This window comes from Pseudomonas sp. GW822-FHT03F04, from assembly GCF_058801405.1.
The window spans coordinates 34,128-59,699 of the sequence record NZ_JBXANF010000010.1 but is presented as its reverse complement, the minus strand read 5'-3'; the positions used below and the strand labels follow the sequence as shown (position 1 = coordinate 59,699).

Sequence of the window (25,572 nt, the reverse complement as noted above, 5' to 3'; positions counted from 1 at the left end):
TTGCGTGCAACAGGCGCTTGATGGGCTACTCCGTGGTCACCGGAAAACGACAGAGGCGCGAGAAAGTGACTGAGGCATTGCGCGGGAATACTCAGCCAGCAAGGTTTTTAATGTGCATCAATCGCTTGCACTAGATCGGAAGCTGGAACATGCATGACGTTAGAAACATACGTTCTATTGCCGGTAGTGTTAACTCTAAAAGCACATACTATAAATTTCCTCTTGACCAATACATCACGCAACGCCTTGCCCCCCAGAATATTTTCCTGCCCTTGCAACTCTCCTGCCTCGCGAAAAATAACCTTTGATTCGTAATGCCCTCCCGTAGTGTCATCGATAAGTCTCACACTACCGCGTCCGGAGCGCTTCAAATAATGCCCAATTGAAAAATCCTGATCATCTTCCAGCGCACATACGAGACCTTCCCCAATGGCGGGACCGAACAAGGCCAAAAGATCGATATCGCTGGTAAAAGTCATCAGAAAGCCGAAGCCACTCGGCGTTATCTCAACAGTTCCAAAATGCAGCGTGGCGGTGGGTCGCCCATGATTGGTGGAATATGAAACAGAAAAAATCGTTGCAAATAAAATGACAAAAAAACGTTTCATTGCTCCCCCATGCCCACAATAAAGTCAGAAAAATTACGATCCTTGACCTTCCAATAATCACCTTCCCCGACCCACCGACCACGACATTGCCGTGTCCGCCGGTGCTGTCGAGCATCGCGACATCGAGGCACGAGACAAACGCACGGATGGCTTTGCCACCGAGGGGGTGATGGTGCAGAGAATGTCCACCGGTGGGCGGTGCGGGTTATCGGAGGAACCGAGGTTTCTGACCAGACCGAACAGGCGGATCGACGCCCGTAGTCCGCTCAACGCCGGTCACTCGTTGACGCAGCGAGGGCTCCACGGGCGTGGAGAAAGAGTGCCAGAGGCATTGCAGGTGTCGTCCGTGAGCGCGCAAAAATGGCGCACAGGATGCCGGACTAGAGCGGATTGGACAATCGAATCAGCAGCCAGATTTCCGCTATTTACTCAGCCCTCGGCAAATTCGCGCAATACCTTGCCATCCATGCGATAGCGCACCCACTCTTCCTGCGGCTGGGCGCCGAGGGATTTGTAGAATTCGATGGCCGGGGTGTTCCAGTCCAGCACGCTCCATTCGAAGCGGCCGCAGTCGTTGGCGCAGGCGATTTTTGCGAGGTGGCGCAGCAACGTTTTACCGGCGCCGCCGCCCCGTTGTTCCGGGGTGATGTAGAGGTCTTCGAGGTACAGGCAGTTGCTGCCCAGCCAGGTCGAATAACTGAAGAAGAACACCGCAAAACCGATCGGCAGACCATCGCGCAGGCAGATCAGGCCGTGGGCGGTGGCGCCTTCGCTGAACAGGCTGCGCTCGATGTCGGCGACGCTGGCGATGACTTCGTGACGGGCCTTTTCGAAGTCTGCAAGTTCAGTGATGAACGCGAGGATTTGCGGTGCATCGCTGGGGGTCGCCGGGCGGATTTCGATCGTCATGGACGGGCCTTGTCGGAAAAAGGAAAACGCCATACTAAGGCGGCGCGCGGCGCTCGTCACATGGCAATCCACAGATTAGGCTAGCGCCGCCGAACACTCGAAAGGACGCCCATGAAAAACTTCGCTTTCTCGCCCCTCGCGGAACTCGCCGCCGAACTGCTGCCCCACGCCCTGGAACCGTCGGAGGACGGCGCTCATGACCTGTCACATCTGCAACGGGTCTGGCATAACGCGCGCACCTTGCAGGCCGAGGAAGGCGGCGATCTTGAAGTCCTTCTGGCAGCGGTGCTGCTGCACGATTGTGTGGCCGTGGAAAAGAACTCGCCACTGCGTTCACAGGCATCGCGCCTGGCGGCGGAAAAAGCATCAACGGTGCTGGCAAACCTGAACTGGCCCGAAGAAAAAATCAGTGCAGTGATCCACGCCATCGAAGCCCACAGCTTTTCCGCCAACATCACCCCGCTAACCCTCGAAGCACGTCTGATGCAGGACGCCGACCGCCTCGACTCCCTCGGTATGCTTGGTGTCGCCCGCACCTTCTACATCGCCGGGCGCATGGGCAGCTCGCTGTACGACCCGCACGATCCCGAGGCTCGGGAAAGGGACTACGACGACAAGCGATTCTGCCTCGATCATTTCCAGACCAAACTGCTGCACCTCGCCGACGGTTTCCAGACTACTGCCGGTCAACATCTGGCACGGATTCGTCATCAACGTCTGAAGGGTTTCATGGAGCAGTTCAAGGAAGAGATCGGCGTCGTCTGAAAGCGTTACTCCGGTCATTCACGATCCTGAGTTCGCCAAGCTCAGACCTAAGCCACGGACCTGCCGTGTTAGATAGATGACGCTCAATTTTTCCGGTCAAGGAACCGCGTCATGCCTCAAGCAACACCCCAGGTCTCGGGCAAACTGTTCGGCCTGTTTTGCCTCGCCAGTTATCTGCTGTCGCTGTCCTACGGCGCGACATTCTTGCTCTCGCTACTGATCGGTTCACGCGGCGGCAACGAGCACGATGCCGGCAGCGTGATCAGCGCAGCGATGCTCAGCACATTCGTTGCAGTGCTGGTGTCAGGGCATTTGTCCGACTGGCTGGGCGCGGCGCGTTCGATTGCGCTGTTCGGGCTGTTGCTGGTGGCGGCGAGCCTGGGGTTTGCGATGACGCCGGGGTTCGGCCATTGGCTGCTGTTTTTCGGATTGCTGCTTGGTTTGGGCTGGGGCGTGTTCTACACGCTGGGGCCGATCATCGTCGCCAGTCTGGTGAGCCCGGCACAGCGGGCGAAATACTTTGCGCTGCTGTCCGGCAGCATGATGACCGGGATCGGCAGCGGCCCGTTGCTCGGGCGTGCAGCGAGTGCGCTGGGCTTGCCGGTGACGTCGGCGTTCTATCTGGCAGCCGGGGCGAGCCTGATCGGCGTGCTGCTGTTCTGGCGTCTCGGCGCTCGATTGAAAGGCACACAGGCGACATCGGCAGCGCGAATTTCCTGGCAGGCGACTACTCAGGTGCTCGGCTCTCGCGCGGTGTTTCCGATCATCATGGTCGGCCTCGGCGGTTGCGTGTTCGGCGGGCTGTCGAGTTTCCAGACCAGCTATGCCGCCGCCCGTTCGCTGGATTATTCGCTGTTCTTCCTGGGCTTCATGAGCGCTGCGATCAGCAGCCGGATGTTGATCGCAGGTTATGTGGTCAAGCGTGATCCGCTGCGCGCGTCGTGTCTGTTGTCGGGGTTGATGCTGGGCTCGATCGTGCTCTTCGCGTTCGGCGTCCAGAACGGGATCAGCTATCTGCTGGCGGCGGTGATGCTCGGTGTCGGTTACGGCCTTACCTACTCGGTGATCAATGGGCTGGCGGCCAACGAGGCACCGGCCGGTACCACGTCGCAGGCGTTGCTGCTGTTCAGTCTGGCGTACTTCATCGGAGTATTCGGCTTTCCGCTGCTGGCCGGAAAAATCATCGTCGAGCACGGCATGGCGACGTTGTTGCTGACGGTGTTGGCGGTGGCGGCGTTGAACTGGTCGATCACCCTCGGCCGCCTGTTCTGGCGGCGGATGACGGTAGAAAGCGCACTGACGAACTGAACCGTTCGTCATTCAATCGGCACCTATGCCACGCGAGGGCGGACCAAGATCAGGTAAGGATTCCAATCACTGGAGACACACCATGATCTCGTCAAGGTTGACTGCTTTCGTGTTTGCCACGCTGCTCTGCCCCGTGGCATTCGCCGCGACCGCCACGGGCACCGGCCCCACCGATCCGGTCGAACGCCCGAAGGCCCCGGCCATCCAGAGTGCGCCCGGCATGAACACCGATGGCTCGGGCGTCGAGAACGCCCTGCCGCCCGCCACCGGCACCGACCCACGCACCCAGGGCAATGATCCGGGACGTCAGGGCGGCACTCAGGGTAATCCCGTTCCGCCGGACAATTCCGGCTCCGGTATGGGCTCGAAAACCACTACCGGTGGTTCGGGTTCAGAAGGTGCCGGTCAGTAGGCGGAAGATTCGCGGATCAGCGCATCGACTTCGGCTGTGCCCGGTGCAGTCGCCGGCCCCCAACGGGTCACGGCCAACGCCGCTGCAGCATTGGCGCGCCTCGCGGCTTCATCAGCCGCCAGCCCTTGCGCCAGGCCGGCAACGAACACGCCGGCATGGGCATCGCCCGCGCCGTTGCTGTCCACCGCCTGCACCTTGAAACCCGGCACATGCCGGCGCTCGCCGTGCTGATGAATCCAGCAACCCTGCGGCCCGTCGCGCACCACCATCAGCACACCCTGCGGCAGGTGCACGGCCAACCGGTCCAGCGCGGTTTCGATGTCCGTCGCGCCAGTGAAGCGCAAGGCTTCGACGCTGTTGCTGGTCCACACGTCGATGCGCGGCAGCAACGCCTGCATCATCGGTGAGTCCGGCGATTCCACCAGCGGGCCCGGATCGAACACCACGTTGATCGTCTTCGGCAACGCCAGCGTCCAGTCCAGCAACGCCTGGGCCTTGCCGCTGTGCAGCAGGCTGTAGCCGCTGACGTAGACATAGTCGCCCGCCTCGGCTGCAACGCTGTTCAGCTCCGCCGCCGTCACTTCACCTTCGGCGCCGATGTAGGAAATGAAACTGCGCTCGGCCGACGCATCGGTCAGCGCCACGCAGATGCCGGTGTCGCGCTCTGCAGGCTGCTCGATGCCGACGCGGATGCCCTCGGCGTGCATCGCCTGCCGCGCCAGATCACCGAAACGACCGTTGCCGTGGCGACCCAGATAGACCACCGGCAAGCCGTTGCGCGCGGCGGCAGCCATCACATTGAAGCCGCCACCGGCTTCGAAACTGGCGGACTGCGCCAGCACGTCGCCGCCGATTTGCGGCAGAGCCTCCACGGCCATGACCAGGTCGATGATGACCTGGCCGGTGTGCAACATCTTAGGCATGAGCGTTCTCAACTTGCGCGGCGCGGCGGTCTTTCGCCCCGCCGAGTACGAAGTACAGGCCTCCGGCGACCACAAACGTCACGATCCAGCCGAGGCCGTTGTGGCCCAGCCATGAGTCGGACAGGAAGCCCTTGAACCAGACATTTTCGGCGGTCGTACCGATGGTGGTGAAACTGAAACCCAGCACGATGGCAATCGCCCACGCACCGAATGCGCGCCACTCGATGCCGCCGCTGTACCAGTAGGCGCTGCTCGGGCTGACGTCGAGCAGGTCTTTCGGGCTGTAGTAGTGACGGTGAATCAGGTCGACCACGAAGATCCCGACCCACGCGGTGATCGGCACCGCCAGCAGAGAAATGAAGGTAATGAACGGACCGTAGAAACTGTCGGCGATCAGCATGAAATAGATCGAACCGGCGAAGATCGCGACGATATCGACCACTACCGCGTAAACGCGTTTGACCTTCAGGCCGAGGGTCAGCGTGGTCAGACCGGCGGAGTACACCGACAGGTTGTTCGATAACAGCAAGCCACCGAATGCGGTGATCAGGTACGGCACGGCCATCCAGGTCGGCAGCATGTCGCGGATCGCCACGATCGGGTCGGTCGCCGATGCCAGATCGTTGTTGCCCACCGACAGCAGGCCACCGAGGGTGATCAGCAACACCAGCGGAATCCCCGCACCGAACGCCGCCGAAGCCACCAGGCGCACGGCTTTGACGCTGCGATGCTGATAGCGCGACATGTCGGCGCCGGCGTTGGCCCAGCCGATCCCGGTGCCGGCCGCCATGGTGCCGATACCGATGATCATCGCGCTCATTGGTGCTGGCGTGGCGTTGAACACCGCGCTCCAGTCAATGGTCGCGCAGAGGAAGCCGCCGACCAGAATGTTCAGCGCGCCGAACACGTAGGTCGCCCACTTCTGGATTACCAGCAAAGTGGCGTGGCCGAGGCCGGACACCGACAAGGTCAGCAGCACGAAAATCGCGATGAAGACCAGGGTCAACACCGGCGCGCTTTTGGCTTCTACCGGCGAGCCGAACAGGATCGAGCACAACGACAACAGCACGAACGCCGCGGTAGTGGTGTTGACGGTTTCCCAGCCCAGGCGCGACATCAGCGACACCAGCGTCGGGCCGATATTGCCGCGCACACCGAAGATCGCCCGCGACAGGGTCAGGCTCGGCGCACGACCGCGACGGCCGGCAATCGAGATGATCCCCACCACCGCGAACGAACCGGCAGCGCCGAGAATCGCAACAATGATCGCCTGCCAGATCGCCAGGCCGCGAAACGCAACCAGCGTGGCGCCCAGCGGCAGGCCGAGGATGGAAATGTTGGCCGCAAACCAGACCCAGAACAGCTGTAGCGGATGACCGTTGCACTCGCCTTCCGGCACCGGTTCGATGCCACGGGTTTCCAGTTGCCCGGCGCTTTGCCCGGCGTTCGATGAACTCATGAGAGATACTCCTGTTGCCATTGTTGTGGTTGTCGGCAAGACAGATGGTTGACGTGTGGCGGGCGGCGTTTCAGCGCAGCGCGAGGAGTCCTTTCACCAACGGTTCCAGCTCCAGATCATTGACGGTTTTGACGATTTCAATCATCGCCGCCGGCCAGCTCTGAAGACCCAGGCAGGCCCCAAGCATGGCGCCGAGAATCGCCGCGATGGTGTCGGTGTCGCCACCCAGGCTGGCGGCCATGCACAGCGCGTCGAACGGCGTCATTTCACCGACCGCGACTTGCTGCGCGAGGGCGAACGACACCACCACCGATTCCTGCGAGGCCACCGATGTACCGATCACGTCGTACAGCAGATCCGCGAGCAGCACCGGGTCGCTTTCAACGCTGATGCTGCGCGCCCAACTGATCCGCGACGCGATGCGCCCACCGGCCACCCAGTGCCCATGCGCTTCCGCTTGCTGGGCAATCTGCTGGCCGAGGTTCAGCGCCTCGCCCAGATCCAGACCGTTGATGCCGGCCGAGACCACCGCCGCCACTGCTGCCGCGCTGGAAATCCCCAGCGTGGTGTTGTGAGTGACCTGACACGCCTGCACCACCGCCGCGATAAAACGCTCGGAGTCGGCGACATCGGCGGCGATCCCCACCGGGGTGATGCGCATCGCCGCGCCGTTGGTGGTGCCGTAGCGCCCGGCCTCTTCCGGCGAATGGCCGGCGAGGATCATTTCGATCGCACGTTTGGTCGATGGGCCGAGCAAGTCCTGCGAGCCCTTGGCCTGCATCTCGGCTTCCCATTCGATCAGCCGTTGCGCGAGTACCGCCGGCTCGATCCGGCCCTTGCCTTCGACCAGCAACTCGCCCACCAGAATCGCCTGTTCAGTGTCATCGGTGATCGAGCCTTTGGGCATGTTCGCGGCAATCGGTTGCAAGGGGCCGGCGTCTTGCAGGTCGGTGATCTGGCCGAAGCGCTGCCTGATCGTTTCGCGGTTCAGGGATTGCGTCGGCATGCCCAGCGCATCGCCGAGGGCCAGGCCATAAAACGCGCCCAGGGCACGGTCGAGGGCGGTCATTTCGATTCTCCAAATTGCAGGTGCAGACGGAAATGCACCGGATCAAGCAGGCTTTCGACCAGTTCCATGAAGCGGTTCTGTCGGTCGTAGGTGGTGCGCAGTGCCTTGAGGAACACCGTGCCTTCCGGACGGCCGAGCAGCTCGGCGTCTACAGCGTTGAGCGGTTCGGCGCCGATCCACTGATCGCCGCGCTCGCCGATGTAGCCGTAGGCCGCCAGGGTAACGGTCAGCGAATTGTCGATCAGGCCGACACGCGGCAGGCTTTCCAGGCCTCCGGTGGCGGGCATCAATGAGCGTTCGAGCGACACCAGCGTGCCATCGTTGGAACGGCGACGACGATCGAGAGTGATGAATTGGTCGGTGCCGAAGCGCGGCAGCAGATCGGGCCGGGTCACGGCTTCCAGGCGCAGCACTTCGGTGTTGATGAACGCCCCGCTGTCGGCCAGGGCCTGGGCCCAGCCGCTGCGCTGATCGAGCACCACACCGTCGAACGTGACGATGGAACCGACCCCGCTTTGCGTGGCGATGTAATTGCGCCGTTTCAGTTCGGCCAGCGCTTCGCGCAACGTGCCACGGCTGACGTTGAATTCCTGAGCCAACTGATGCTCGCCGGGCAACAGAAAGCCGTCCTCCATGAGGCCGCTTTCGATGCGTCGGACGAGCTCGTCGACCACCCGTTGTTTCTTGTCAAATCGTACCTGTCTAATCATGTACAAAGTGATAACCGAAACGGGTTGGGACGAGCAAGGTAATTTTTGGGGAAGGTGACAAAAGGCGTAGTACTGGAGACACCCTCTCCCAAAGGAGAGGGTCAGCAGAATATTGATCTCAGCGCTGTTTCAGACGGTCGATCACAACAGCCAACAGCAAAATCGAACCTCGAATCACATACTGATAAAACGTGTCGATATTCTTCAGGTTCATCGCATTCTCGATAATCGCCAGAATCAACACCCCGGCAATCACATGCCGAATCATCCCGATCCCGCCGCTCAGCGACACCCCGCCCAGCACGCAAGCCGAAATCACCGTCAGCTCAAAACCCTGCCCGATCATCGGCTGCCCGGACGTCATCCGCGACGCCAGAATCACCCCCGCCAGCGCACCGATCACTCCATGCACGGCGAAGATGATGATCTTCGTGCGATCGACATTCACCCCCGCCAGCAACGCCGCTTCCTGGTTGCCGCCGATGGCCATGGTGTTGCGCCCGTAGGTCGTGTAGTTCAGCAACCAGCCGAAAAACAGGAAGCAGACAATGGTGATCAGGATCGGCACCGGTACGCCGAACAACTGACCGTTGCCGAACACGAAGAACGATTCCTGCGATACGCCCACCGCTTTGCCGTTGGCAAAAATGTAGGCCAGGCCACGGACAATCTGCATGGTCGCCAGCGTCGTGATCAACGCGTTGACCCGCAACTTGGCGATCACGATACCGTTGATCAAACCGACGATCAGCCCCATTACCAGCGCGGCGCTGACGCCGAGAAACACGCTGTTGGTATCGCGCATCACCACCGCCGCAACCACCCCGGCGCAGGCAATCACCGAACCCACCGACAAGTCGAAATGCCCCGACGCCAGGCAATACAACATGGTGCACGCGGCAATCCCGGTGGTGGAAATCGCCAGGCCCAGGCCACGCATGTTCAGCGGCGAGAGGAAGTTGTCGATCAGCAAGGTGCAGGCGAGGAAGATCCCGACCGCCGCCAGCAACATCACCCAGTCATCGAGGAAGCGCCGCATATCCAGCGGTTTGCGCGCGGTCGGCAGGGTTTCGTTTTGGGTTGTCATCATAGTCACCTCTCAGTTCGCCACGCCGTCAGCGCGGTGGCGCGGCAAAGCCAGTTGCAGCAGGTTGGATTCATTGGCCTGGTCGCGGCTGACTTCGCCACGCAGGGCGCCCTCGCACAACACCAGAATGCGGTCGGAAATGCCCATCACTTCCATCAGATCGCTGGACACCACGATCACCGAAATGCCGTCGGCGGCCAGGTTATGGATGATCTGATAGATCTCGGCCTTGGCGCCGATATCGATGCCCCGGGTCGGCTCGTCGAGCAGAAGGACTTTCATCGGCATCGACAGCCAGCGGCCGAGAATCGCCTTCTGCTGGTTGCCGCCGGAGAGGAACTTGATCTGTTGTCCGGCGTGGGGCGTTTTCACTTTCAGGGCCTTGATCTGTTTGTCGGCGTTGCCCTTTTCCCAGATCCCGCGCAGCAGGCAACCGAGCCCTGAGTTCGCGCCGCGCGCACTGATGTTGATGTTCTCGGCGACGCTGGCGAGCGGGATAATGCCTTCCTTCTTGCGGTCCTCCGGGCACAGCAGAATCCCGGCGGCAATCGCATCGCGGGGCGAACGCAGCTTCAGTTCATGGCCACGCAATTCCAGGCGCCCGGCGGTGTTGCGTTCCAGGCCACTGAGCAACCGGAACAGCTCGGTGCGCCCTGCCCCGACCAGTCCGAACAGGCCAAGGATTTCGCCTTTGTGCGCATCGAAACTGATCGGCTCACGCAGGCCCGGGCCGAGCAATCCATCGACTCTCAGCGCCACGGCTCCGCGCGGGCGACCGCGATAATCGTAGATGTCCTGAATGTCGCGCCCGACCATGCAAGTCACCAGTTGATCGTGGGTCAACTGACTCATGTCCTCGAAGGTACGTACGTAGCGACCGTCCTTGAACACCGTGACCGCGTCGCAGATGCGGAACACTTCTTCCATGCGATGGGAGACGTAGAGCACCACTTTGCCCTCGTCGCGCAGCCGGCCGATGATCGCCATCAACCGGTCGATTTCCCGAGCCGAGAGGCTGCTGGTCGGTTCATCGAAGGCAATCACATGGGCACCACGGGACAACGCCTTGGCGATTTCCACCAGTTGCCGCTGGCCGAGGGACAGGCGCCCGACCTTGGTCTGCGGATCGATTTCATCGGCCAGACCTTTGAGACAAGCCAAGGCTTGCTGACGCAGCGCACCGCGATTGATCAGACCGAAACTGGCCGGCAGGTGGCCGAGGAACAGGTTCTCGGCCACGGTCATTTCCGGCACCAGATGCAGCTCCTGGTGAATCACCGCCACGCCGCTGCCGATGCTGTCAGCGGTGGACTTGAAGGCCATCGTCCGTTCGCCGATCTGCAGCTGGCCGCTGCTGGGAATGTAGGCGCCACCGAGGATTTTCAGCAGCGTCGATTTGCCGGCGCCGTTCTCGCCCATCAAGGCGTGCACCTGCCCGGGATGGGCGACGAAGCTGATGCCGTCCAGCGCCTTCACCCCGGGGAAGGTCTTGCCGATCCCGTTGAAGCGCAGACTGCCGGCACTGTGTTGTTGTGTTTGTACTTGCGCGTGCATTTAAGCCACCTCTTCACACCGATGACAGCCCGGTTGCCCGGGCCGCCGCTGCCGTCAGTTCCACAGGCCGATCTTTTCCAGCTCTTGCTTGAAGTTCTCGCGGGTGATCAGGGTGACGTCGTCCATCGCGGTGTACTTCGGCGGCTCTTTGCCGGTGGTGACCCACTCGTACATCATGCTCGCGGTGTTGTAGCCCTCGATGTGCGGGCTCGGCAGCATCGAACCGTAGAAGCCGCTGTTGGGCTTTTTCAGCTCGCCGATCGCGTCGGTGCCGTTGATGCCGATGCCGATCACGTTGGCGGCGGCAAACCCGGCGGCTTCGGTGGCGCGCACGCCGCCGAGCACGGTGTTGTCGTTCATGCCGCCGATGATCAGGTTCTTCGCCGCGCCCGGCAGCTTGACCAGCGCCGAGTTGGTGGCGTCCATGCTGCCCGGTACGTCGAGGGTTTTCAGGGCGGCGGTCAGGATGTGCTCTTTCGGCAGGCCGGCATCTTCAAGCGCTTTCATCGAGCCGTCGGTGCGCTTCTTGCCGGTGTCGAGTTCGTTGTAGGTGTTCACAACGGCGTAGGTGTCTTTCCAGTCCCAGTTGCGTTTTTTCGCTTCGGCGGCCATGGCGGCGCCCTGCTTCTGGCCGACTTCGAACGCGGCCATGCCGAGGTACGGCACCTCTTCCATGAACTTGCCGTTGGCGTCGACGAAACGGTCGTCCACGGCAATCACTTTCAGGTCATTGAGTTTGGCCTTGGCCATGATCGCAGGGCCGAGGGATACGTCCGGCGGGCAGATCACAAAGCCCTTGGCACCGTTGGCCGCGAGGCTGTCGATGGCCGAGAGGGTTTTCTCGCCGTCCGGCACGGCGATCTTGATCAGCTCGAAGCCTTTGTCCTTGGCCGCTTTTTCTGCGAAGGCCCATTCGGTCTGGAACCACGGCTCTTCGGCCTGCTTGACCAGAAAACCGATTTTCACCGGATCGGCGGCCAGCAGCGAACCGCTCAGGCTGAACGCAGTGACCGCCAGCGCGGCACTGCACAGGGTACGAATCCCGAAACGACGTTTCATAAGCAGACTCCTTGTTATTTTTCTTGAGCGTTATTTGAAAAGCGTTGAAGCGGTCGAAGCATGTTTCTGTCAATCATCAGGACAATAGTCATATCGTATGATGATTGGATTTCAGGCGAACCTTGCCACCTGGAATCCGGTTTTTCAGTCGTGGTACATCACCGAACGACCACCATCGATGGTGATGCACGAGGCGTTGATGAACGGCGCTTCGTCGCTGGCCAGGAACACGGCCGTCATCGCCACTTCGATCGGTTGGCCGATGCGTTTTGGCGGATGCAGGTCAAAGGCGCGCTGGCGTTCAGCGTGCGGGTCGGCGAAGCCGTTCCAGTAATCGACGTTGAGCTGGGTTTCGATGTAGCCCGGGGCGATGGCGTTGACGCGAATACCCTTCGGCGCGTACTCGATGCCCAGCGCGCGGGTCAGCCCGAGCAGGCCATGTTTGGCCACCGGGTACGGGAAGCAGCCGGGAATGATGTTCGTGGAATGGGTCGAGGCAATGTTGATGATGCTGCCGATGCCTTGCTCGATCATCTGCGGCAACACGGCCTTGCAGCCATACCAGGCGCCGTCGAGGTCGATGGCAAAGCAGCGGCGCCAGTCTTCTTCGGTCATTTCCAGCGGATCGCGGAACACGTTGACCCCGGCGCAATTGACCAGCACGTCGATACGACCGTGCAACTCGATGGCCAGTTTGGCCATGGCGTGCAGATCCTGCTGGCGCGATACGTCGGCCTTGATCGCTTGCACATCGGCGCCCTGCTCGCGCCAGTGCGCAGCGACTTTCTCGACTTTTTCAGCCTGGATATCGCTGATCACCAGTTTCGCCTGCTGGGAGGCGAAAGTCGCGACGATCGCTTCGCCGATGCCTTGGGCGGCGCCGGTCAGCAACACAACCTTGTTTTTCAGGCGCTCGCCTTTCGGTGGCTCGGGTACCGGTGGCAGGGACAGAGGTTCAGCCATGAATCAGGACTCCTGTTGGAAAGCATAAAAAAACCGGGCATCTGACGATGTCCGGTCTGGAAGGCTTCTGGAACACAACAGGCGAGCGCCGCTGACGGCATCGGGCCGTTGCGGGACGCTGACTCCGCTGGGGAGTGCGATAGAGATTCGCTGCATCACTTCACCTGTTTTGTTCTTTTTAAGTGTGAGTGCGTGTTACTGCTGGAGCCGACTATAAACCCGACCGCCAAATAATCTCAATATATAATTTTGCATCCCATATTTTGGGATTTAACTGGCGAATCGCGTACAGAGCTTTCCTGCGACGTCCACTCGTAGCGACAGCACGGCGCCGTCCAGCGGGTGGTTCAGCGGACTTTTGGCGCTGGTGATGTACAGGGTTTTCAGGTCGGCGCCGCCGAATACGCAACTGGTCGGGCGGCTGATCGGCAGGTCGATCTTGCGGTCGATCTGGCCATCCGGTGTCAGGCGCAGCAGGCAGCTGCCGTCCCAGCGGGCGTTCCAGATGTAGCCTTCGGCGTCCATCGCCGAACCGTCCGGGCCACCGTTCTGATCGGCGCCGTACCAAGACAGGGCCGTGTCGAGGTTGCCGTCGGTGTGGATGAAATAGCGATACAACGTGCCGTCGAGGCTATCGCCGAACAACAGCGTGGTGCCGTCGTCACTCCAGAGCAGCGTGTTGGGAATCCCCAGGCCACGCAGCAACGGCGTGACTCGTTTATCCGGATCAATCCGGAACAACCCACCGGAACGACGGGTGATCGGCAGATCTTCGCCCTGCTCGCCGATGTTGTTTTGCATGGTGCCGAGCCACAAGCGGCCCTGGCCATCGCAACGTGCTTCGTTGGCGCGGTTACCCGGTTGCGGGTCGGCGACGCAGAACAGCGTCAGCCGCGGCTCAAGTCCGGGGGAATCCAGGTCGAGTCGGTAGACGCCGCTGCTCAGGGTCACCAGCGCGTCGCCGCTGGCGCAGGGGATGAACGCCGAGACGTGTTCCGGCATCTGCCAGATCTGCACGTTCTGCCCGATCAGGCGCAGCGCCTGCTTGCCGGCGATGTCGACCCAGTACAGCGCCTGGGTCGGTGCGTCCCAGAACGGGCCTTCGCCCAGTTGCGCCCGATGCTCTGTCACCGCAGTCCACGTCATGCAACCTCCTGTCTTGTTGTTTTTGTCAGCTGGCTTTTTTGTCGGCCATCACCTGCGGGTAGAACCGCTTGATGGCCAGGTCGGCATTGTCGATCAGGGTCATGCAGGCCCATACCCCGCGCGCGGCATCCCGAGCGGCGATGGCGTCGGCCATGTCTTTATGGATGGGCAGTGTGCGGCGTAATTCGTCGGGGTCTGCCGCGGACACTTCGAAGGACACGGCGAGCAGCGCGCCGAGGGCCGGCACCATTTGCTCGATGAATTGATTGTGGCTGGCGGCGAGAATGCATTCGTGGAAGAACTGGTCGGCGCGGTTGTAATCAATGCCGCTGTCCACCGCCCGCTCCAAGGCATTGTAGGCCTGCTGCACGGCTTGCACCTGTTCGACGGTCGCCCGCTCGCAGGCCCAGCGCACCGCCATCGGTTCGATGGTGCGGCGCAGGTCGAGCAGGTCATCGACGAAGTTTTCCGGCAGGCCGCTGCGCGACAGCCAGCCCACGACTTGCGGATCGAACAGGTTCCAGCGCTTGATCGGCAACACCCGCGTGCCGACTTTGGGCCCGACTTCGAGCATGCCTTTGGCGACGAGGGTCTTGATCGCTTCGCGGATCACGGTGCGGCTGACACCGAGCTGTTCGCCCAGATCGGCCTCGACTTTGATCGCCTGCCCCGGTTTTACCTGGCCGGCGGCAATCCAGGCGCCCAGCCAGTCAACCGTTGATGCGTGAAAACTGCTCGACATGGATACCCCGAAGCCGTTCGCTGTGGTTGCCCAAGCTAATCATCATACGATTGAGAGTCAACGACAAAAAACCGCAGCCTGCTTTCACAGACTGCGGTTTCTTAGGGTTCGAGGCCGATGCGGAAGAACTCGCCGCCACTCCAGACGCCGAGCCAGCGCTGGCCATCGATTTCACGACTGACTGCGAGCTCCACCAATTGGTAGAACACGTTGCGGTGGATCAGCGCTTCGAGGTTGGTGCGCACATGCACATAGGGGGCAGGTTCTTGCGTTGTCGGATCGATCTCCACCCGGATCGGATGTTCCGGGCCGGCCTCGGTGGTTTCATCGACGTTAGTGGTAAAGCGCAGCAGTTGCGCCTCACCCTCGCCTTCCACCTCGACGGCAATCGCCACGAATGGCGCGTCATCGACCTTGATCCCGACTTTCTCCACCGGAGTAATCAGGAAATAATCATCGCCATCGCGGCGGATGATGGTGGAGAACAGCTTGACCATCGGCTTGCGCCCGATCGGTGTACCCAGGTAATACCAGGTGCCGTCGCGGGCGATGCGCATGTCGATGTCGCCGCAGAAATCCGGGTTCCACAAGTGCACCGGCGGCAAGCCTTTGGTTTTGGGGATTTGTCCCAACAGGTCATTGGCTTTTTGCGGGCCACTCATGGCGTACTCCTTGAATTACTGGTCCCCGACGCCCAGCAGGCTGCGCGCGTACTGCGCCAGCGGTGGGCCGATCAGGTCTTCGGGCTTGTTATCGTGGAACGTCAGTAAACCGCCACGACTCTTGATCCGTGCAGTATCAATCAAATACTGGGTGCTGGTCTCGATCAACATGATCTGAATCACGCCGCCGTCGATACCGAGGCGATCCACGGCTTCCTGATCCAGCCATTCATCGGAGTTGCCGATGCGGTCGTCAGCCTTGGCGAAACGGGTGTACAGCAGGTAGTGAGCACCGGCATCACGGGCTTCGCCCATCGCCTGGTCGAGGCCTTCCGGCGCACGGGCGCGACGGACCATCGGGAAGTATTCGACGAAACCTTTGAAGGCCTCCTCGGCCACTACGTTGGGACGCGGGTAGGAACCACCCGGCGGCGCGAACGAACCCTGCGCGATGTAGATGAACGAATCCGGCTGAATGCGGAAATTGTTTACGCGGCGGCTGTCGCTGTGATCCAGCAGACCTGCGTCGCTCATCTGGTAGCGAGTCCCTTCGGCCATGTCACTGACAGTCATACAGCCGCCCAGCGCCAAAACGGCCAGCAGCAAAACCAGGCTACGCATCCTAATCCTCCAGAAGCCGGTGACGGAAAACCGGCGAATGGCCGTAGGATGCAGCTTTTGCGCCAGTCCTTGGAAATGTGCAGGTATCCGGTTTGAAATAGATTTTTGGTGGCGAGAGATTTAGCCGCCAATGATCTTCATGACGGTGCCGCCGCCGGAGAACGCGACTTCCTGCTTGTCGCCCAAGGCTTTGACCAGCAATCGTTGCAACGCTGGCAGCGCCTCGTGGCGCGGCTTGTCGAGCAGGTCACCGACGTAGTGACGGTTGCTCGATGACAGGCAACCATGCAGCCATCCGGTGGATGACAAGCGCAGTCGCGAGCAGGTTCGGCAGAACGGTACGCTTTCGTTGGCGATCACACCAAAGTTGCCGAGACCGGGAATTGCATAGCGAACAGCGGTGGCGTCCACCGGCGCGTCGGTTTGCGCGTACTCGTAATGTTCGCCGATCAGGCTCAGCAGCTGTTGCAGGCTGACGAACTGTTGCAGGAAGGCGTTGGAATCAGTGGCCAGGTGGCCCATGCGCATCAGCTCGATGAAGCGCAGTTCAAAGCCACGCTCGAGGCAGTAATCGAGCAGCGGCATCACCTGGTCGAGGTTCTGCCCGCGCAACGGCACCATGTTGACCTTGATCTTCATCCCCGCCGCTGCGGCCTGATCCATGCCGTCGAGCACGGTGGCCAGATCGCCGCCACGGGCAATGCTGCGGAACGCGCCGGCGTCCAGGGTATCGAGGGAAACGTTGATGCGTCGCAGGCCGGCATCGACCAGCAGCGGGAGTTTTTTCGCCAGGAGCTGGCCGTTGGTGGTCAGGCTGATGTCTTCCAGGCCCATCTTGCCGACGGCGCTCATGAAGGATTCGAGCTTGGGACTGACCAGCGGCTCGCCGCCAGTGATGCGCAGGCGCTCGATGCCGGCGGCTTCGATCAGATAGGCAACGCCGCGCGCCATGGCCTCGGCCGACAGTTCATCCTGCGCAGCCACCAACCGCTTGCCGTTGGGCACGCAGTAGGTACAGGCGTAATTGCAGGCGGAGGTCAGACTGATCCGCAAATTGCGAAAACGCCTGCCTTGACGGTCAACGATCATGAAGCACTCCGGCGATGGAAAATCGAGCGGCTAAAACTTGACTCACAATTCAAGTTTTAGCAAGCCCTATGCCTGAGTATATTCCTGCGGTACTGCGCCATGTAGCGAAAAACACGGCGCATAAGGCGACTGAATGATTCAGCTGCTTGGCGTTTCAGGGTCGCGCTTGCGCTTGTTGCCCATGCGCACGCCGATGTCCATCAGGAACTGGAAGAAACCTTCCTGATCTTCCAGCACGTTGCTCCAGAACGGCGAGTGATACAGCGCCACAGCGCCGTGCACCAGCGCCCAGGATGCGCAGTAGTGGAAGTACGGCGGCACGTCTTCGAGCTTGCCTTCGCTGATGCGGCCCTTGATGAGCAGGGTCAGACGTTCGAAGTTCGAGGCACGGATCTTGTGCAGCTCCTCGACCATCTCCGGGACCTGATTGCCCTTGACCACCTTCTCTTCCAGGCGATCGAACAGGCGATAGCGCTGCGGGTCGCGCATGCGGAATTCAAAGTAGGCACGGGACAGGGCTTCCTTGTCCTTGTCGACATCGGCCGAATGCAACAGCTCGTTCAAGTCGCGCTCGTAATCGAGCATCAGGCGCAGATAGATTTCCGCCTTGGACTTGAAGTGCTTGTAGATCGTGCCTTTGCCGATACCCACGGCATCAGCAATCATCTCGACGGTGACACTGTCTTCACCTTGTTCGAGGAACAGCTTGAGCGCGGTATCGAGAATTTCTTGCTCGCGGCGACGAAACTCACGGACCTTACGAGGTTCTTTGTGCATAAGAAAAGGTCTGTAGGGGTCAAAATTCGAAGCCGCGTATTATGCCTAACTTGCGCAAAAATGCACGGATCATCCGACCATATCTGTGTTTCTTGTTCATTTCACGAACGTTTTGGGGGGAATGAGAACATAACCGAAGCGAACGTATTCCAAATTTGTTTAAAAACCCCGACCGGCCAACTGGACTGAACGCCAGACTGATCAATACTTGAACTGTCGGGCGACATCTCCCCCAAGTGTCGCGCCGGTAAAGGTACCAAAGGACCGCGTGCCTTTGTTTTACTCCTAATGGTCTTAACCCGGATTCACCCCCCAGAACCCGGGTTTTTTTTGCCTGCGATTCAGACTTTTACGTGCGCCAGCGGAAACAGTCGCTTGAAGTTCTCCGTGGTCTGCTCGGCAAAGCGCTCATAGTTCTCGCCCCGCAGCATCGCCAGAAACTCTGCCACTTCCCGCACGTATTGCGGCAGGTTCGGTTTGCCGCGATAAGGGATCGGCGCCAGGTACGGCGAATCGGTTTCCACCAGCAGGCGATCCGCCGGGACCTTGCTTGCCACATCGCGCAGCGCATCGGCATTGCGGAAGGTGACGATGCCCGACAGGGAAATGTAATAACCCATGTCCAGCGCCGCCTTGGCCATGTCCCAGTCTTCGGTGAAGCAATGCAGCACACCGGCCTGGGGCAGCGCAGCTTCGCGCAACAATTCAAGCGTGTCGGCGCGGGCGCCACGGGTGTGGATGATCACCGGTTTGCCGGTCTGCTGTGCGGCTTGCAGGTGCAGACGGAAAGACTCCTGCTGCAATTCGGCGGCTTCCGGCTCGTAGTGGTAGTCCAGACCGGTTTCGCCGATCGCCACCACTTTCGGGTGATTCAGTTCATGCAGCAGCCAGTCCAGTGCCGGCGCCGCGCCGGGCTGCACATCCAGCGGATGCACGCCAACCGAGCAATCGACGTCGTCGTAACGCTCGGCCAGGGCTTTGACGTCGGCGGCGTTATCGGCGCTGACGCCAATGCACAGGAAATGCCCGACGCCGCGCTGGCGGGCTGCATCCAGCGCAGCATCCAAGGAACCGTCGTGAACGGCGAGGTCGAGTCGATCAAGGTGACAATGGGAATCTACGAGCATAAAAAGGACTGCAACTTACATCGTATGAGTGGGACGGTCGGATTTCAGGGCTCCGGCCAGATGAGTTTCGATGCGACTGCGCGCGGTGTTGTCGCCATCGTTGAATTGCACGCCGACGCCGGCAGCGCGGTTGCCCTGGGCGCCTTTGGGGGTGATCCAGGCGACTTTGCCGGCCACCGGTATCTTTTCCGCCTCATCCATCAGGTGCAGCAGCATGAACACCTCGTCGCCCAACTTGTAGCTCTTGTTGGTCGGGATGAACAAGCCACCGTTCCTGATGAACGGCATGTAAGCGGCGTAAAGGACAGACTTGTCCTTGATGGTCAGGGACAAGATGCCGTTGCGCGGCCCCGGGCTGACGGGTTCATTCATGTTGACCTCCACTGCTGATGTTCAGAGTCTAGGTACACATTCTTATCTTTGGCCAGGCAGACTCGCCCATTGCACCAACAACGCTTCCAGCAGCAACGCGGCATTGAGGTTGGCCTTGCTCAGGACTTTCTGGCGCTGGGCGAGAATCCAGTCCTGGATATCGAGGACTTTACGCTGGGCGCTTTTCTGCGCCAGGTACTGCACGACCTTGCGCATGTCGGTCAGGCCGAGGCCCGCTTCATCCTGGGTCAATTGATAGCGCAGGATCAGGCTCGACCAGTCGCAGAACCAGTCGAACAGGCGCAGCATCGGAATGTTTTTCCACTCCTCGGCCAGTTGCGTCGGCGATTGCTGCTGTTTGAGCAGCTTCTTCACGCCTTCCACAACCTGCGCACGCTGTTCGCGCACGCCCTGCCCCTGCAACGTGACGGCGGCCAACGGCGAGCCGGCGGCCAGGGTCAACAGCTCGACCCGTTCGTCTTCGGAGCATTCCGGCAATGCCTGAGCCAGCCATTGCAGGCTCATGGCCTCGCTCGGCAGCGGACAGGCCTGTTGCACGCAGCGGCTCTTGATGGTCGGCAATAGACGGCTCGGCTGGTGACTGACCAGCAACAACACGGTATTGCCCGACGGCTCTTCGAGACTCTTGAGCAAGGCGTTGGCAGCGTTGATGTTCATCGACTCCACCGGCTCGATCAGCACCACCTTGCGACCGCCCAGTTGCGCGGTCTGCACCACGAAACTGACCAGATCGCGCACCTGGTCGACCTTGATCGCCTTGTCCGCTTCTTCCGGTTCGAGGATGTAATTGTCCGGGTGGCTGCCGGCCTTGAGCAGCAGGCAGGATTTGCACTCGCCGCAGGCTTCAGGCGTCGGACGCTGGCACAGCAGACTGGCCATCAGCCGCTCGGCCAACGCGCGCTTGCCGATCCCGGCGGGACCGTGCAGCAGATACGCGTGGGCGTGCTGAGTGCGACCGGCCAGTTGCTGCCAGAGACTGTCCTGCCACGGATAGGCCTCAGCCACGGCACAGCTCCAGCAAGTTCGGAATCAGGGTATCCAGCGATTGTTGAACCTTGGCCAACGGCTGACCGGCGTCGATCCGCACATAGCGCGCAGGATCGGCTTCGGCACGCTTGAGGAACGCACTGCGCACCGCCTCGAAAAACGCCCGGCCTTCCAGCTCGAAGCGATCCAGACGCCCCCGGGCGCTGGCGCGGGCCAAGCCGATTTCCACCGGCAGATCGAAAATCAGCGTCAGGTCGGGCCGCAGGTCGCCCTGAACGAAAGTCTCCAGCGCAGCGATACGCTCCAGCGACAGACCGCGACCGCCACCCTGATAGGCGTAAGTCGAATCGGTGAACCGGTCGCACAAGACGACGGCACCACGGGCCAGCGCCGGGCGAATGACTTCAGCCAGATGCTGGGCACGGGCGGCGAACACCAGCAGCAGCTCTGTGTCCGGGTTCATCACTTCGTCGACCGGGGCCAGCAACACCTCACGAATACGCTCGGCCAGCGGCGTACCGCCGGGCTCGCGGGTCAGCACCACTTCGATACCGGCGGCGCGCAGGCGCTCGGCGAGGTATTCGCGGTTGGTGCTCTTGCCGGCGCCTTCCGGGCCTTCCAGGGTAATAAACAAGCCAGTCACAGGCAGTCCTTAATCAAAGTCATTGCACGGTTTGCGGTGCGGCCGCTTCGGTTTCCGGAGTCGGCGCGGGCTCCTGGGCAGGAACCTGCGGCAACGATTCTGGCGCAGTTTCGGGTGATGCGGCAGGAACGGCTTCCCCGGTTGTCGGAGCGGCTTCCGGTGTCGAAGCCGGCGCCGGGCTCGAACGGTAATCCGAGCGCCGTTTGAGCTGGAACTCACGCACCGCACTGTTGTGCGCATCGAGGTCGTCAGAGAACACATGGCTGCCATCGCCACGAGCTACAAAGTAGAGGCTGGTGCCTTCCACCGGGTTCAACGCGGCGTGAATCGCCTCGCGGCCAACCATCGCAATCGGCGTCGGCGGCAGCCCCGGAATCACATAAGTGTTGTACGGCGTGGCTTCCTTGAGATGAGCACGAGTCAGCTTGCCGTTGTAGCGATCACCCAGGCCGTAGATCACCGTCGGATCAGTCTGCAACTGCATGCCCAGCGCCATGCGACGTACGAACACGCCGGCAATCTGGCCACGCTCCTGCGGAACGCCGGTTTCCTTCTCCACCAGTGACGCCATGATCAGCGCCTGGTAAGGCTCGGTGTAGGGAGCATCAGTGGAGCGGTTTTCCCATTCCTTGGCCAGTACTTCGTCGAGGCGGTCGAACGCCTTTTTCAGCAGCTCGGTATCGGAGACCCCGCGCACGAATCGGTAGGTATCTGGGAAGAACCGACCTTCGGGAAACAAGCCTTTGTGGCCGATTTTGGCCATCACATCGCTGTCGCTCAGACCGGTCAGGGTCTGCTCGATCTTTTCGTCTTTCGACAAAGCGGCGCGCACCTGATGGAAGTTCCAGCCTTCGACGAGGGTCAGGCTGTACTGAACCACTTCGCCACGCTTCCACAGATCGATCAGACCCTTGACGGTCATGCCCGGCTGCATGCGGTACTCGCCCGTGTGAATCGGGGTGCCCGTCAGATTGAAACGCCAATATATGCGTAGCCAGAAAGCGTCCTTGATCACGCCATCGGCTTCAAGTCCGAGAAGGGTGCGGGTCGGCGTGGAACCCTTGGGCACATCCAGCAGTTCTTCCTGCGTGATATTCAGAGGCTGTTCCAGTGCCGAATGAATCTTCCAGGCGCTGGCGCCCAGCAGCAGCCCTGCCAGAACCAGTCCGGTTTCCAGCAGCAGCAAAAGTTTACGTCTCACGAATCAGGCATCCAGTAGCGTGCGGGCAATGGTTTGCAGTTTACGGGTGAGCGGCCCAACCGGCCAGCTCAGTGCAGCGTACGCGCGTACCGGCCAGACGCCATACACGCTGTTGCAGACAAAGACTTCATCAGCCCATTGCAGCTGATCAAGGCTGATATCGGTGATTTGCGTGGAGATACCCGCTGACGCTGCCTGAAACAATAGTTCGGCGCGCATCACACCGGCCACGCCGCAGCGTTTCAGATCCGCCGTGACCAGCACGCCATCGCGCACCAGAAACAGGTTGCTGAACACGCCCTCGATCACACGACCCGCCTGGTCGAGCATCAAGCCTTCGGCGTGCTCGCTGTCTTGCCATTCGGCGCGAGCGAGGACTTGTTCCAGACGATTGAGATGCTTGAGACCTGCCAGCAAGGGCTGGACAGATAAACGCGTCGTACACGGAAACAGGCGAACGCCTTGCTCGCCATGGACGGCAGGATAAGCAACGGGAGGATTGCCTTGCAGAATGCGTCGGCCCGGCGCCGAAGGATCCGGCGCATAACCGCGCAAACCGTCGCCACGGGTGAGGATGAGCTTGAGCACACCCTCGCCCATGGCCGCTGCATAGGCTTGCAGCTCGCTACGGATCAGCTCGATGTCGGCCGCGATGGCCAGGCGTGAGCAGCCTTCGGCCAGTCGCGCCACGTGACGCTCCAGCAGCAAAGGCTGGCCGTTACGCACGGCGATGGTCTCGAACAGACCGTCGCCGTAAGCCAGGCCGCGATCTTTCAGCGACAGAGTGTCAGCCGGTTGACCGTCGACCCAGCAGTCCATCAGCCGGCGAACCGACGGAACGCCAACGTGCCGTTGGTGCCGCCAAACCCGAACGAGTTGGACAGCACGACATCGATGTCCATGTTGCGCGCCGTGTGCGGCACGAAGTCGAGATCGCAGCCTTCATCCGGCTCATCGAGGTTGATGGTCGGCGGCGCCACCTGGCTGTTGATCGCCAGCACGCTGAAGATCGCCTCGACCGCGCCCGCTGCACCCAACAGGTGACCGGTCATGGACTTGGTGGAGCTGACCGCCAGTTTGTAGGCGTGATCACCGAACACCGACTTGATCGCATTGGCTTCGGCGAGGTCGCCGGCCGGCGTCGAAGTACCGTGAGCGTTGATGTATTGCACTTGATCGACGTTGATCTTCGCGTCACGCAGCGCATTGGTGATGCAACGCGCAGCACCGGCACCGTCGGCAGGTGGCGATGTCATGTGGAACGCATCGCCACTGGTGCCGAAACCGATCAGCTCGGCGTAGATGGTCGCGCCACGGGCCTTGGCGTGTTCGAGTTCTTCGAGCACCAGGGCGCCGGCACCGTCGGACAGGACGAAACCGTCACGGCCCTTGTCCCACGGACGGCTGGCACGGGTCGGTTCGTCGTTGCGGGTCGACAGTGCGCGGGAGGCGCCAAAGCCGCCCATGCCCAGACCGCACGCGGCCATCTCGGCACCACCGGCAATCATCACGTCGGCTTCGTCGTACATGATGTTGCGGGCTGCCATGCCGATGCAGTGCGTACCGGTGGTACACGCTGTGGCGATGGCGTAGTTAGGCCCCTGTGCACCCAGGTGGATGGACAGGAAACCGGAAATCATATTGATGATCGAGCCAGGCACAAAGAACGGAGAAATCCGGCGCGGGCCGGTTTCGTGCAGGGTGCGACTGGTTTCTTCGATGTTGGTCAGACCGCCGATACCCGAACCCATGGCTACGCCAATGCGTTCACGGTTGGCATCGGTGACTTCCAGACCGGCATTGCGTACGGCTTGAAAGCCGGCCGCCAGACCGTACTGAATGAACAGGTCGAGCTTGCGCGCTTCCTTGACCGACAGGTATTCCTCGACATTGAAGCCCTTTACCGAGCCGCCAAAGCGGGTGGAATAGGCAGAAAGGTCGGTGTGTTCGATCAGACCAATGCCACTGCGGCCAGCCAGAATGCCCTGCCAACTGCTCGGCACATCCGTGCCCAGTGGCGACAACATACCCATACCGGTGACTACGACGCGTCTACGCGACACAGCACTCTCCTTTTTCAAATGACGACTTTGCATCAGGCCTAAAGAAAAAACCGCACGCCATGATGGCAGTGCGGTTTTTCCATGACAGCAAGCAACGATTACAAACTATTACGCCTGGTGGCTAGTAACGTAGTCGATTGCAGCTTGTACAGTAGTGATCTTCTCAGCTTCTTCGTCAGGGATTTCGGTCTCGAATTCCTCTTCCAGAGCCATCACCAGCTCAACGGTGTCAAGGGAGTCGGCACCCAGGTCTTCTACGAAGGAAGCGGTGTTTACCACTTCTTCTTCTTTAACACCCAGTTGCTCGGCAACGATTTTCTTGACGCGCTCTTCGATGGTGCTCATACCTTGTTTTCACTCCTAATGGACAAATTCAGGCAGCTGGCCAGTGGGTAAGTGTATAGAAAGACTTTTCAGCTTTTCAACTGAAAGCTTCACTCCTCAAACCCTGCGACCCTCTGCCTATAAATAGATTGCAGCTTTATAACGGATTTTAGACAGCTCGTATGACATTTTTTTGAAGCAATCCGTCACATTTGAATTACATGTACATCCCGCCGTTAACCGGGATTGTAGCCCCGGTCACGTATGCCGCACCGTCGGATGCAAGAAAAGCGACCACGGACGCGATCTCTTGAGCTTGTCCCAGACGGCCCAGCGGAATCTGCGTCTGCAAGGCTTCACGCTGTGCTTCAGGCAGCTCGCGGGTCATATCGGTGTCGATGAACCCTGGGGTCACCGAGTTGACCGTAATCGAACGCGAACCGACTTCACGCGCCATGGCACGGCTGAAACCTTCCAGACCGGCCTTGGCGGCTGCATAGTTTACTTGGCCTGCGTTGCCCATGGCACCCACCACCGAGCCAATACTGATAATTCGACCCCAACGCGCCTTGGTCATGCCGCGCAGAACGCCCTTGGACAGGCGATACAGACTGTTCAGGTTGGTATCGATCACGTCGTACCACTCGTCGTCTTTCATGCGCATCATCAGGTTATCGCGGGTGATGCCGGCATTGTTGACCAGGATCGCGACCGGAGCACCGAACTGCTCCTGGATGCTTGCAAGCACCTTGGTGACCGATTCGTCGCTGGTGACGTTCAGTTCGAAACCTGCGCCCTGAATGCCGTTTTCCTTCAGGGTCGCAGCAATGCGCTCGGCGCCGGAAGCGGAAGTCGCGGTGCCAACAACGATGGCGCCCTGACGACCCAGTTCCAGTGCGATAGCCTGGCCGATACCACGGCTTGCGCCGGTGACCAGTGCAACTTTACCTTGCAGACTCATGCAAGTTTCT

General features: G+C 60.7%; 28 protein-coding genes. 3 read left to right on the top strand and 25 right to left on the bottom strand.

All coding sequences use genetic code 11. The features are described from left to right. Window positions 1-107: 107 nt before the first annotated feature. On the bottom strand, window positions 108-608 hold the full coding sequence (locus AC1RMX_RS22750; RefSeq protein WP_493073071.1) for a hypothetical protein: 501 nt from the start codon (window positions 606-608) through the stop codon (window positions 108-110). 429 nt (window positions 609-1,037) lie between these two features. Continuing rightward, on the bottom strand, window positions 1,038-1,517 hold the full coding sequence (locus tag AC1RMX_RS22745; RefSeq protein WP_041475599.1) for a GNAT family N-acetyltransferase: 480 nt from the start codon (window positions 1,515-1,517) through the stop codon (window positions 1,038-1,040). Between the two features lie 111 nt (window positions 1,518-1,628). Here AC1RMX_RS22745 and AC1RMX_RS22740 point away from each other — a divergent pair, with 111 nt between their 5' ends. From AC1RMX_RS22740 to AC1RMX_RS22730, 3 genes are all read left to right on the top strand, one after another. Then, complete coding sequence (locus AC1RMX_RS22740; protein ID WP_096820977.1) at window positions 1,629-2,282, top strand: HD domain-containing protein; 654 nt, start codon at window positions 1,629-1,631, stop codon at window positions 2,280-2,282. Window positions 2,283-2,393: 111 nt separating this feature from the next. Continuing rightward, complete coding sequence (locus AC1RMX_RS22735; protein WP_493073069.1) at window positions 2,394-3,590, top strand: MFS transporter; 1,197 nt, start codon at window positions 2,394-2,396, stop codon at window positions 3,588-3,590. A gap of 82 nt (window positions 3,591-3,672) precedes the next feature. Next, window positions 3,673-4,002 carry a hypothetical protein gene (locus AC1RMX_RS22730; protein WP_096820975.1) on the top strand — a complete coding sequence of 110 codons (330 nt, stop codon included), beginning with the start codon at window positions 3,673-3,675 and terminating at the stop codon, window positions 4,000-4,002. On the opposite strand, the gene AC1RMX_RS22725 is transcribed toward AC1RMX_RS22730, so the two are convergent. The 23 genes from AC1RMX_RS22725 to fabG form a co-directional block, all read right to left on the bottom strand. After that, window positions 3,996-4,925, bottom strand: coding sequence for a PfkB family carbohydrate kinase (locus tag AC1RMX_RS22725; RefSeq protein WP_493073068.1), 930 nt, complete (start codon window positions 4,923-4,925; stop codon window positions 3,996-3,998). The two genes, AC1RMX_RS22730 and AC1RMX_RS22725, sit on opposite strands and share 7 nt — an antisense overlap. After that, entirely contained in the window at window positions 4,918-6,384 is a 1,467-nt protein-coding gene (locus AC1RMX_RS22720) for a purine-cytosine permease family protein (RefSeq protein WP_096820973.1), read from the bottom strand. The genes AC1RMX_RS22725 and AC1RMX_RS22720 overlap by 8 nt, the downstream gene beginning before the upstream one ends. Before the next feature lie 70 nt (window positions 6,385-6,454). Next, complete coding sequence (locus AC1RMX_RS22715; protein WP_493073066.1) at window positions 6,455-7,453, bottom strand: ADP-ribosylglycohydrolase family protein; 999 nt, start codon at window positions 7,451-7,453, stop codon at window positions 6,455-6,457. After that, on the bottom strand, window positions 7,450-8,163 hold the full coding sequence (locus tag AC1RMX_RS22710) for a GntR family transcriptional regulator (RefSeq protein WP_096820971.1): 714 nt from the start codon (window positions 8,161-8,163) through the stop codon (window positions 7,450-7,452). The genes AC1RMX_RS22715 and AC1RMX_RS22710 overlap by 4 nt, the downstream gene beginning before the upstream one ends. A gap of 118 nt (window positions 8,164-8,281) precedes the next feature. Further along, window positions 8,282-9,250, bottom strand: a complete 969-nt coding sequence (gene araH / locus AC1RMX_RS22705; protein WP_085697229.1) for an L-arabinose ABC transporter permease AraH — start codon at window positions 9,248-9,250, stop codon at window positions 8,282-8,284. A 12-nt stretch (window positions 9,251-9,262) separates the two neighbouring features. Next, on the bottom strand, window positions 9,263-10,804 hold the full coding sequence (gene araG / locus AC1RMX_RS22700) for an L-arabinose ABC transporter ATP-binding protein AraG (RefSeq protein ID WP_493066357.1): 1,542 nt from the start codon (window positions 10,802-10,804) through the stop codon (window positions 9,263-9,265). Window positions 10,805-10,858: 54 nt separating this feature from the next. Further along, entirely contained in the window at window positions 10,859-11,863 is a 1,005-nt protein-coding gene (locus tag AC1RMX_RS22695; RefSeq protein ID WP_096820969.1) for a substrate-binding domain-containing protein, read from the bottom strand. Between the two features lie 144 nt (window positions 11,864-12,007). Beyond that, window positions 12,008-12,826, bottom strand: a complete 819-nt coding sequence (locus AC1RMX_RS22690; protein WP_102622546.1) for an SDR family oxidoreductase — start codon at window positions 12,824-12,826, stop codon at window positions 12,008-12,010. A gap of 270 nt (window positions 12,827-13,096) precedes the next feature. After that, on the bottom strand, window positions 13,097-13,972 hold the full coding sequence (locus AC1RMX_RS22685) for an SMP-30/gluconolactonase/LRE family protein (RefSeq protein ID WP_096820967.1): 876 nt from the start codon (window positions 13,970-13,972) through the stop codon (window positions 13,097-13,099). A 25-nt stretch (window positions 13,973-13,997) separates the two neighbouring features. After that, window positions 13,998-14,714 carry a FadR/GntR family transcriptional regulator gene (locus AC1RMX_RS22680; RefSeq protein WP_007950814.1) on the bottom strand — a complete coding sequence of 239 codons (717 nt, stop codon included), beginning with the start codon at window positions 14,712-14,714 and terminating at the stop codon, window positions 13,998-14,000. A gap of 101 nt (window positions 14,715-14,815) precedes the next feature. Beyond that, complete coding sequence (locus AC1RMX_RS22675; RefSeq protein WP_096820965.1) at window positions 14,816-15,376, bottom strand: DUF1285 domain-containing protein; 561 nt, start codon at window positions 15,374-15,376, stop codon at window positions 14,816-14,818. A 15-nt stretch (window positions 15,377-15,391) separates the two neighbouring features. Continuing rightward, window positions 15,392-15,997, bottom strand: coding sequence for a DUF4823 domain-containing protein (locus AC1RMX_RS22670; RefSeq protein WP_007950810.1), 606 nt, complete (start codon window positions 15,995-15,997; stop codon window positions 15,392-15,394). A gap of 120 nt (window positions 15,998-16,117) precedes the next feature. Further along, window positions 16,118-17,086 carry a GTP 3',8-cyclase MoaA gene (locus AC1RMX_RS22665; RefSeq protein ID WP_493073064.1) on the bottom strand — a complete coding sequence of 323 codons (969 nt, stop codon included), beginning with the start codon at window positions 17,084-17,086 and terminating at the stop codon, window positions 16,118-16,120. Window positions 17,087-17,224: 138 nt separating this feature from the next. Next, a complete protein-coding gene (locus AC1RMX_RS22660; RefSeq protein ID WP_007950805.1) occupies window positions 17,225-17,863 on the bottom strand; it encodes a TetR/AcrR family transcriptional regulator in 639 nt (212 codons plus the stop codon). A gap of 341 nt (window positions 17,864-18,204) precedes the next feature. Continuing rightward, entirely contained in the window at window positions 18,205-18,990 is a 786-nt protein-coding gene (locus AC1RMX_RS22655) for a TatD family hydrolase (RefSeq protein ID WP_273536319.1), read from the bottom strand. A 15-nt stretch (window positions 18,991-19,005) separates the two neighbouring features. After that, window positions 19,006-19,362: a PilZ domain-containing protein gene (locus AC1RMX_RS22650; protein WP_085710925.1), complete on the bottom strand. Its 357-nt coding sequence runs from the start codon at window positions 19,360-19,362 to the stop codon at window positions 19,006-19,008. A 42-nt stretch (window positions 19,363-19,404) separates the two neighbouring features. Beyond that, window positions 19,405-20,388, bottom strand: coding sequence for a DNA polymerase III subunit delta' (locus tag AC1RMX_RS22645; RefSeq protein ID WP_096820963.1), 984 nt, complete (start codon window positions 20,386-20,388; stop codon window positions 19,405-19,407). After that, on the bottom strand, window positions 20,381-21,013 hold the full coding sequence (gene tmk, locus AC1RMX_RS22640) for a dTMP kinase (protein WP_096820962.1): 633 nt from the start codon (window positions 21,011-21,013) through the stop codon (window positions 20,381-20,383). The genes AC1RMX_RS22645 and tmk overlap by 8 nt, the downstream gene beginning before the upstream one ends. Window positions 21,014-21,032: 19 nt before the next feature. Further along, on the bottom strand, window positions 21,033-22,214 hold the full coding sequence (mltG, locus tag AC1RMX_RS22635) for an endolytic transglycosylase MltG (RefSeq protein ID WP_096820961.1): 1,182 nt from the start codon (window positions 22,212-22,214) through the stop codon (window positions 21,033-21,035). Between the two features lie 3 nt (window positions 22,215-22,217). Next, a complete protein-coding gene (pabC, locus tag AC1RMX_RS22630) occupies window positions 22,218-23,033 on the bottom strand; it encodes an aminodeoxychorismate lyase (protein ID WP_096820960.1) in 816 nt (271 codons plus the stop codon). Then, the gene (gene fabF / locus AC1RMX_RS22625) at window positions 23,033-24,277 is read right to left on the bottom strand and encodes a beta-ketoacyl-ACP synthase II (RefSeq protein WP_007908259.1); all 1,245 of its coding nucleotides are present in this window, start codon (window positions 24,275-24,277) and stop codon (window positions 23,033-23,035) included. Before fabF ends, pabC begins: the two co-directional genes overlap by 1 nt. A gap of 108 nt (window positions 24,278-24,385) precedes the next feature. Next, on the bottom strand, window positions 24,386-24,622 hold the full coding sequence (gene acpP / locus AC1RMX_RS22620) for an acyl carrier protein (protein ID WP_003175607.1): 237 nt from the start codon (window positions 24,620-24,622) through the stop codon (window positions 24,386-24,388). 196 nt (window positions 24,623-24,818) lie between these two features. Continuing rightward, the gene (gene fabG / locus AC1RMX_RS22615) at window positions 24,819-25,562 is read right to left on the bottom strand and encodes a 3-oxoacyl-ACP reductase FabG (protein WP_007950790.1); all 744 of its coding nucleotides are present in this window, start codon (window positions 25,560-25,562) and stop codon (window positions 24,819-24,821) included. Between the last annotated feature and the right edge of the window lie 10 nt (window positions 25,563-25,572).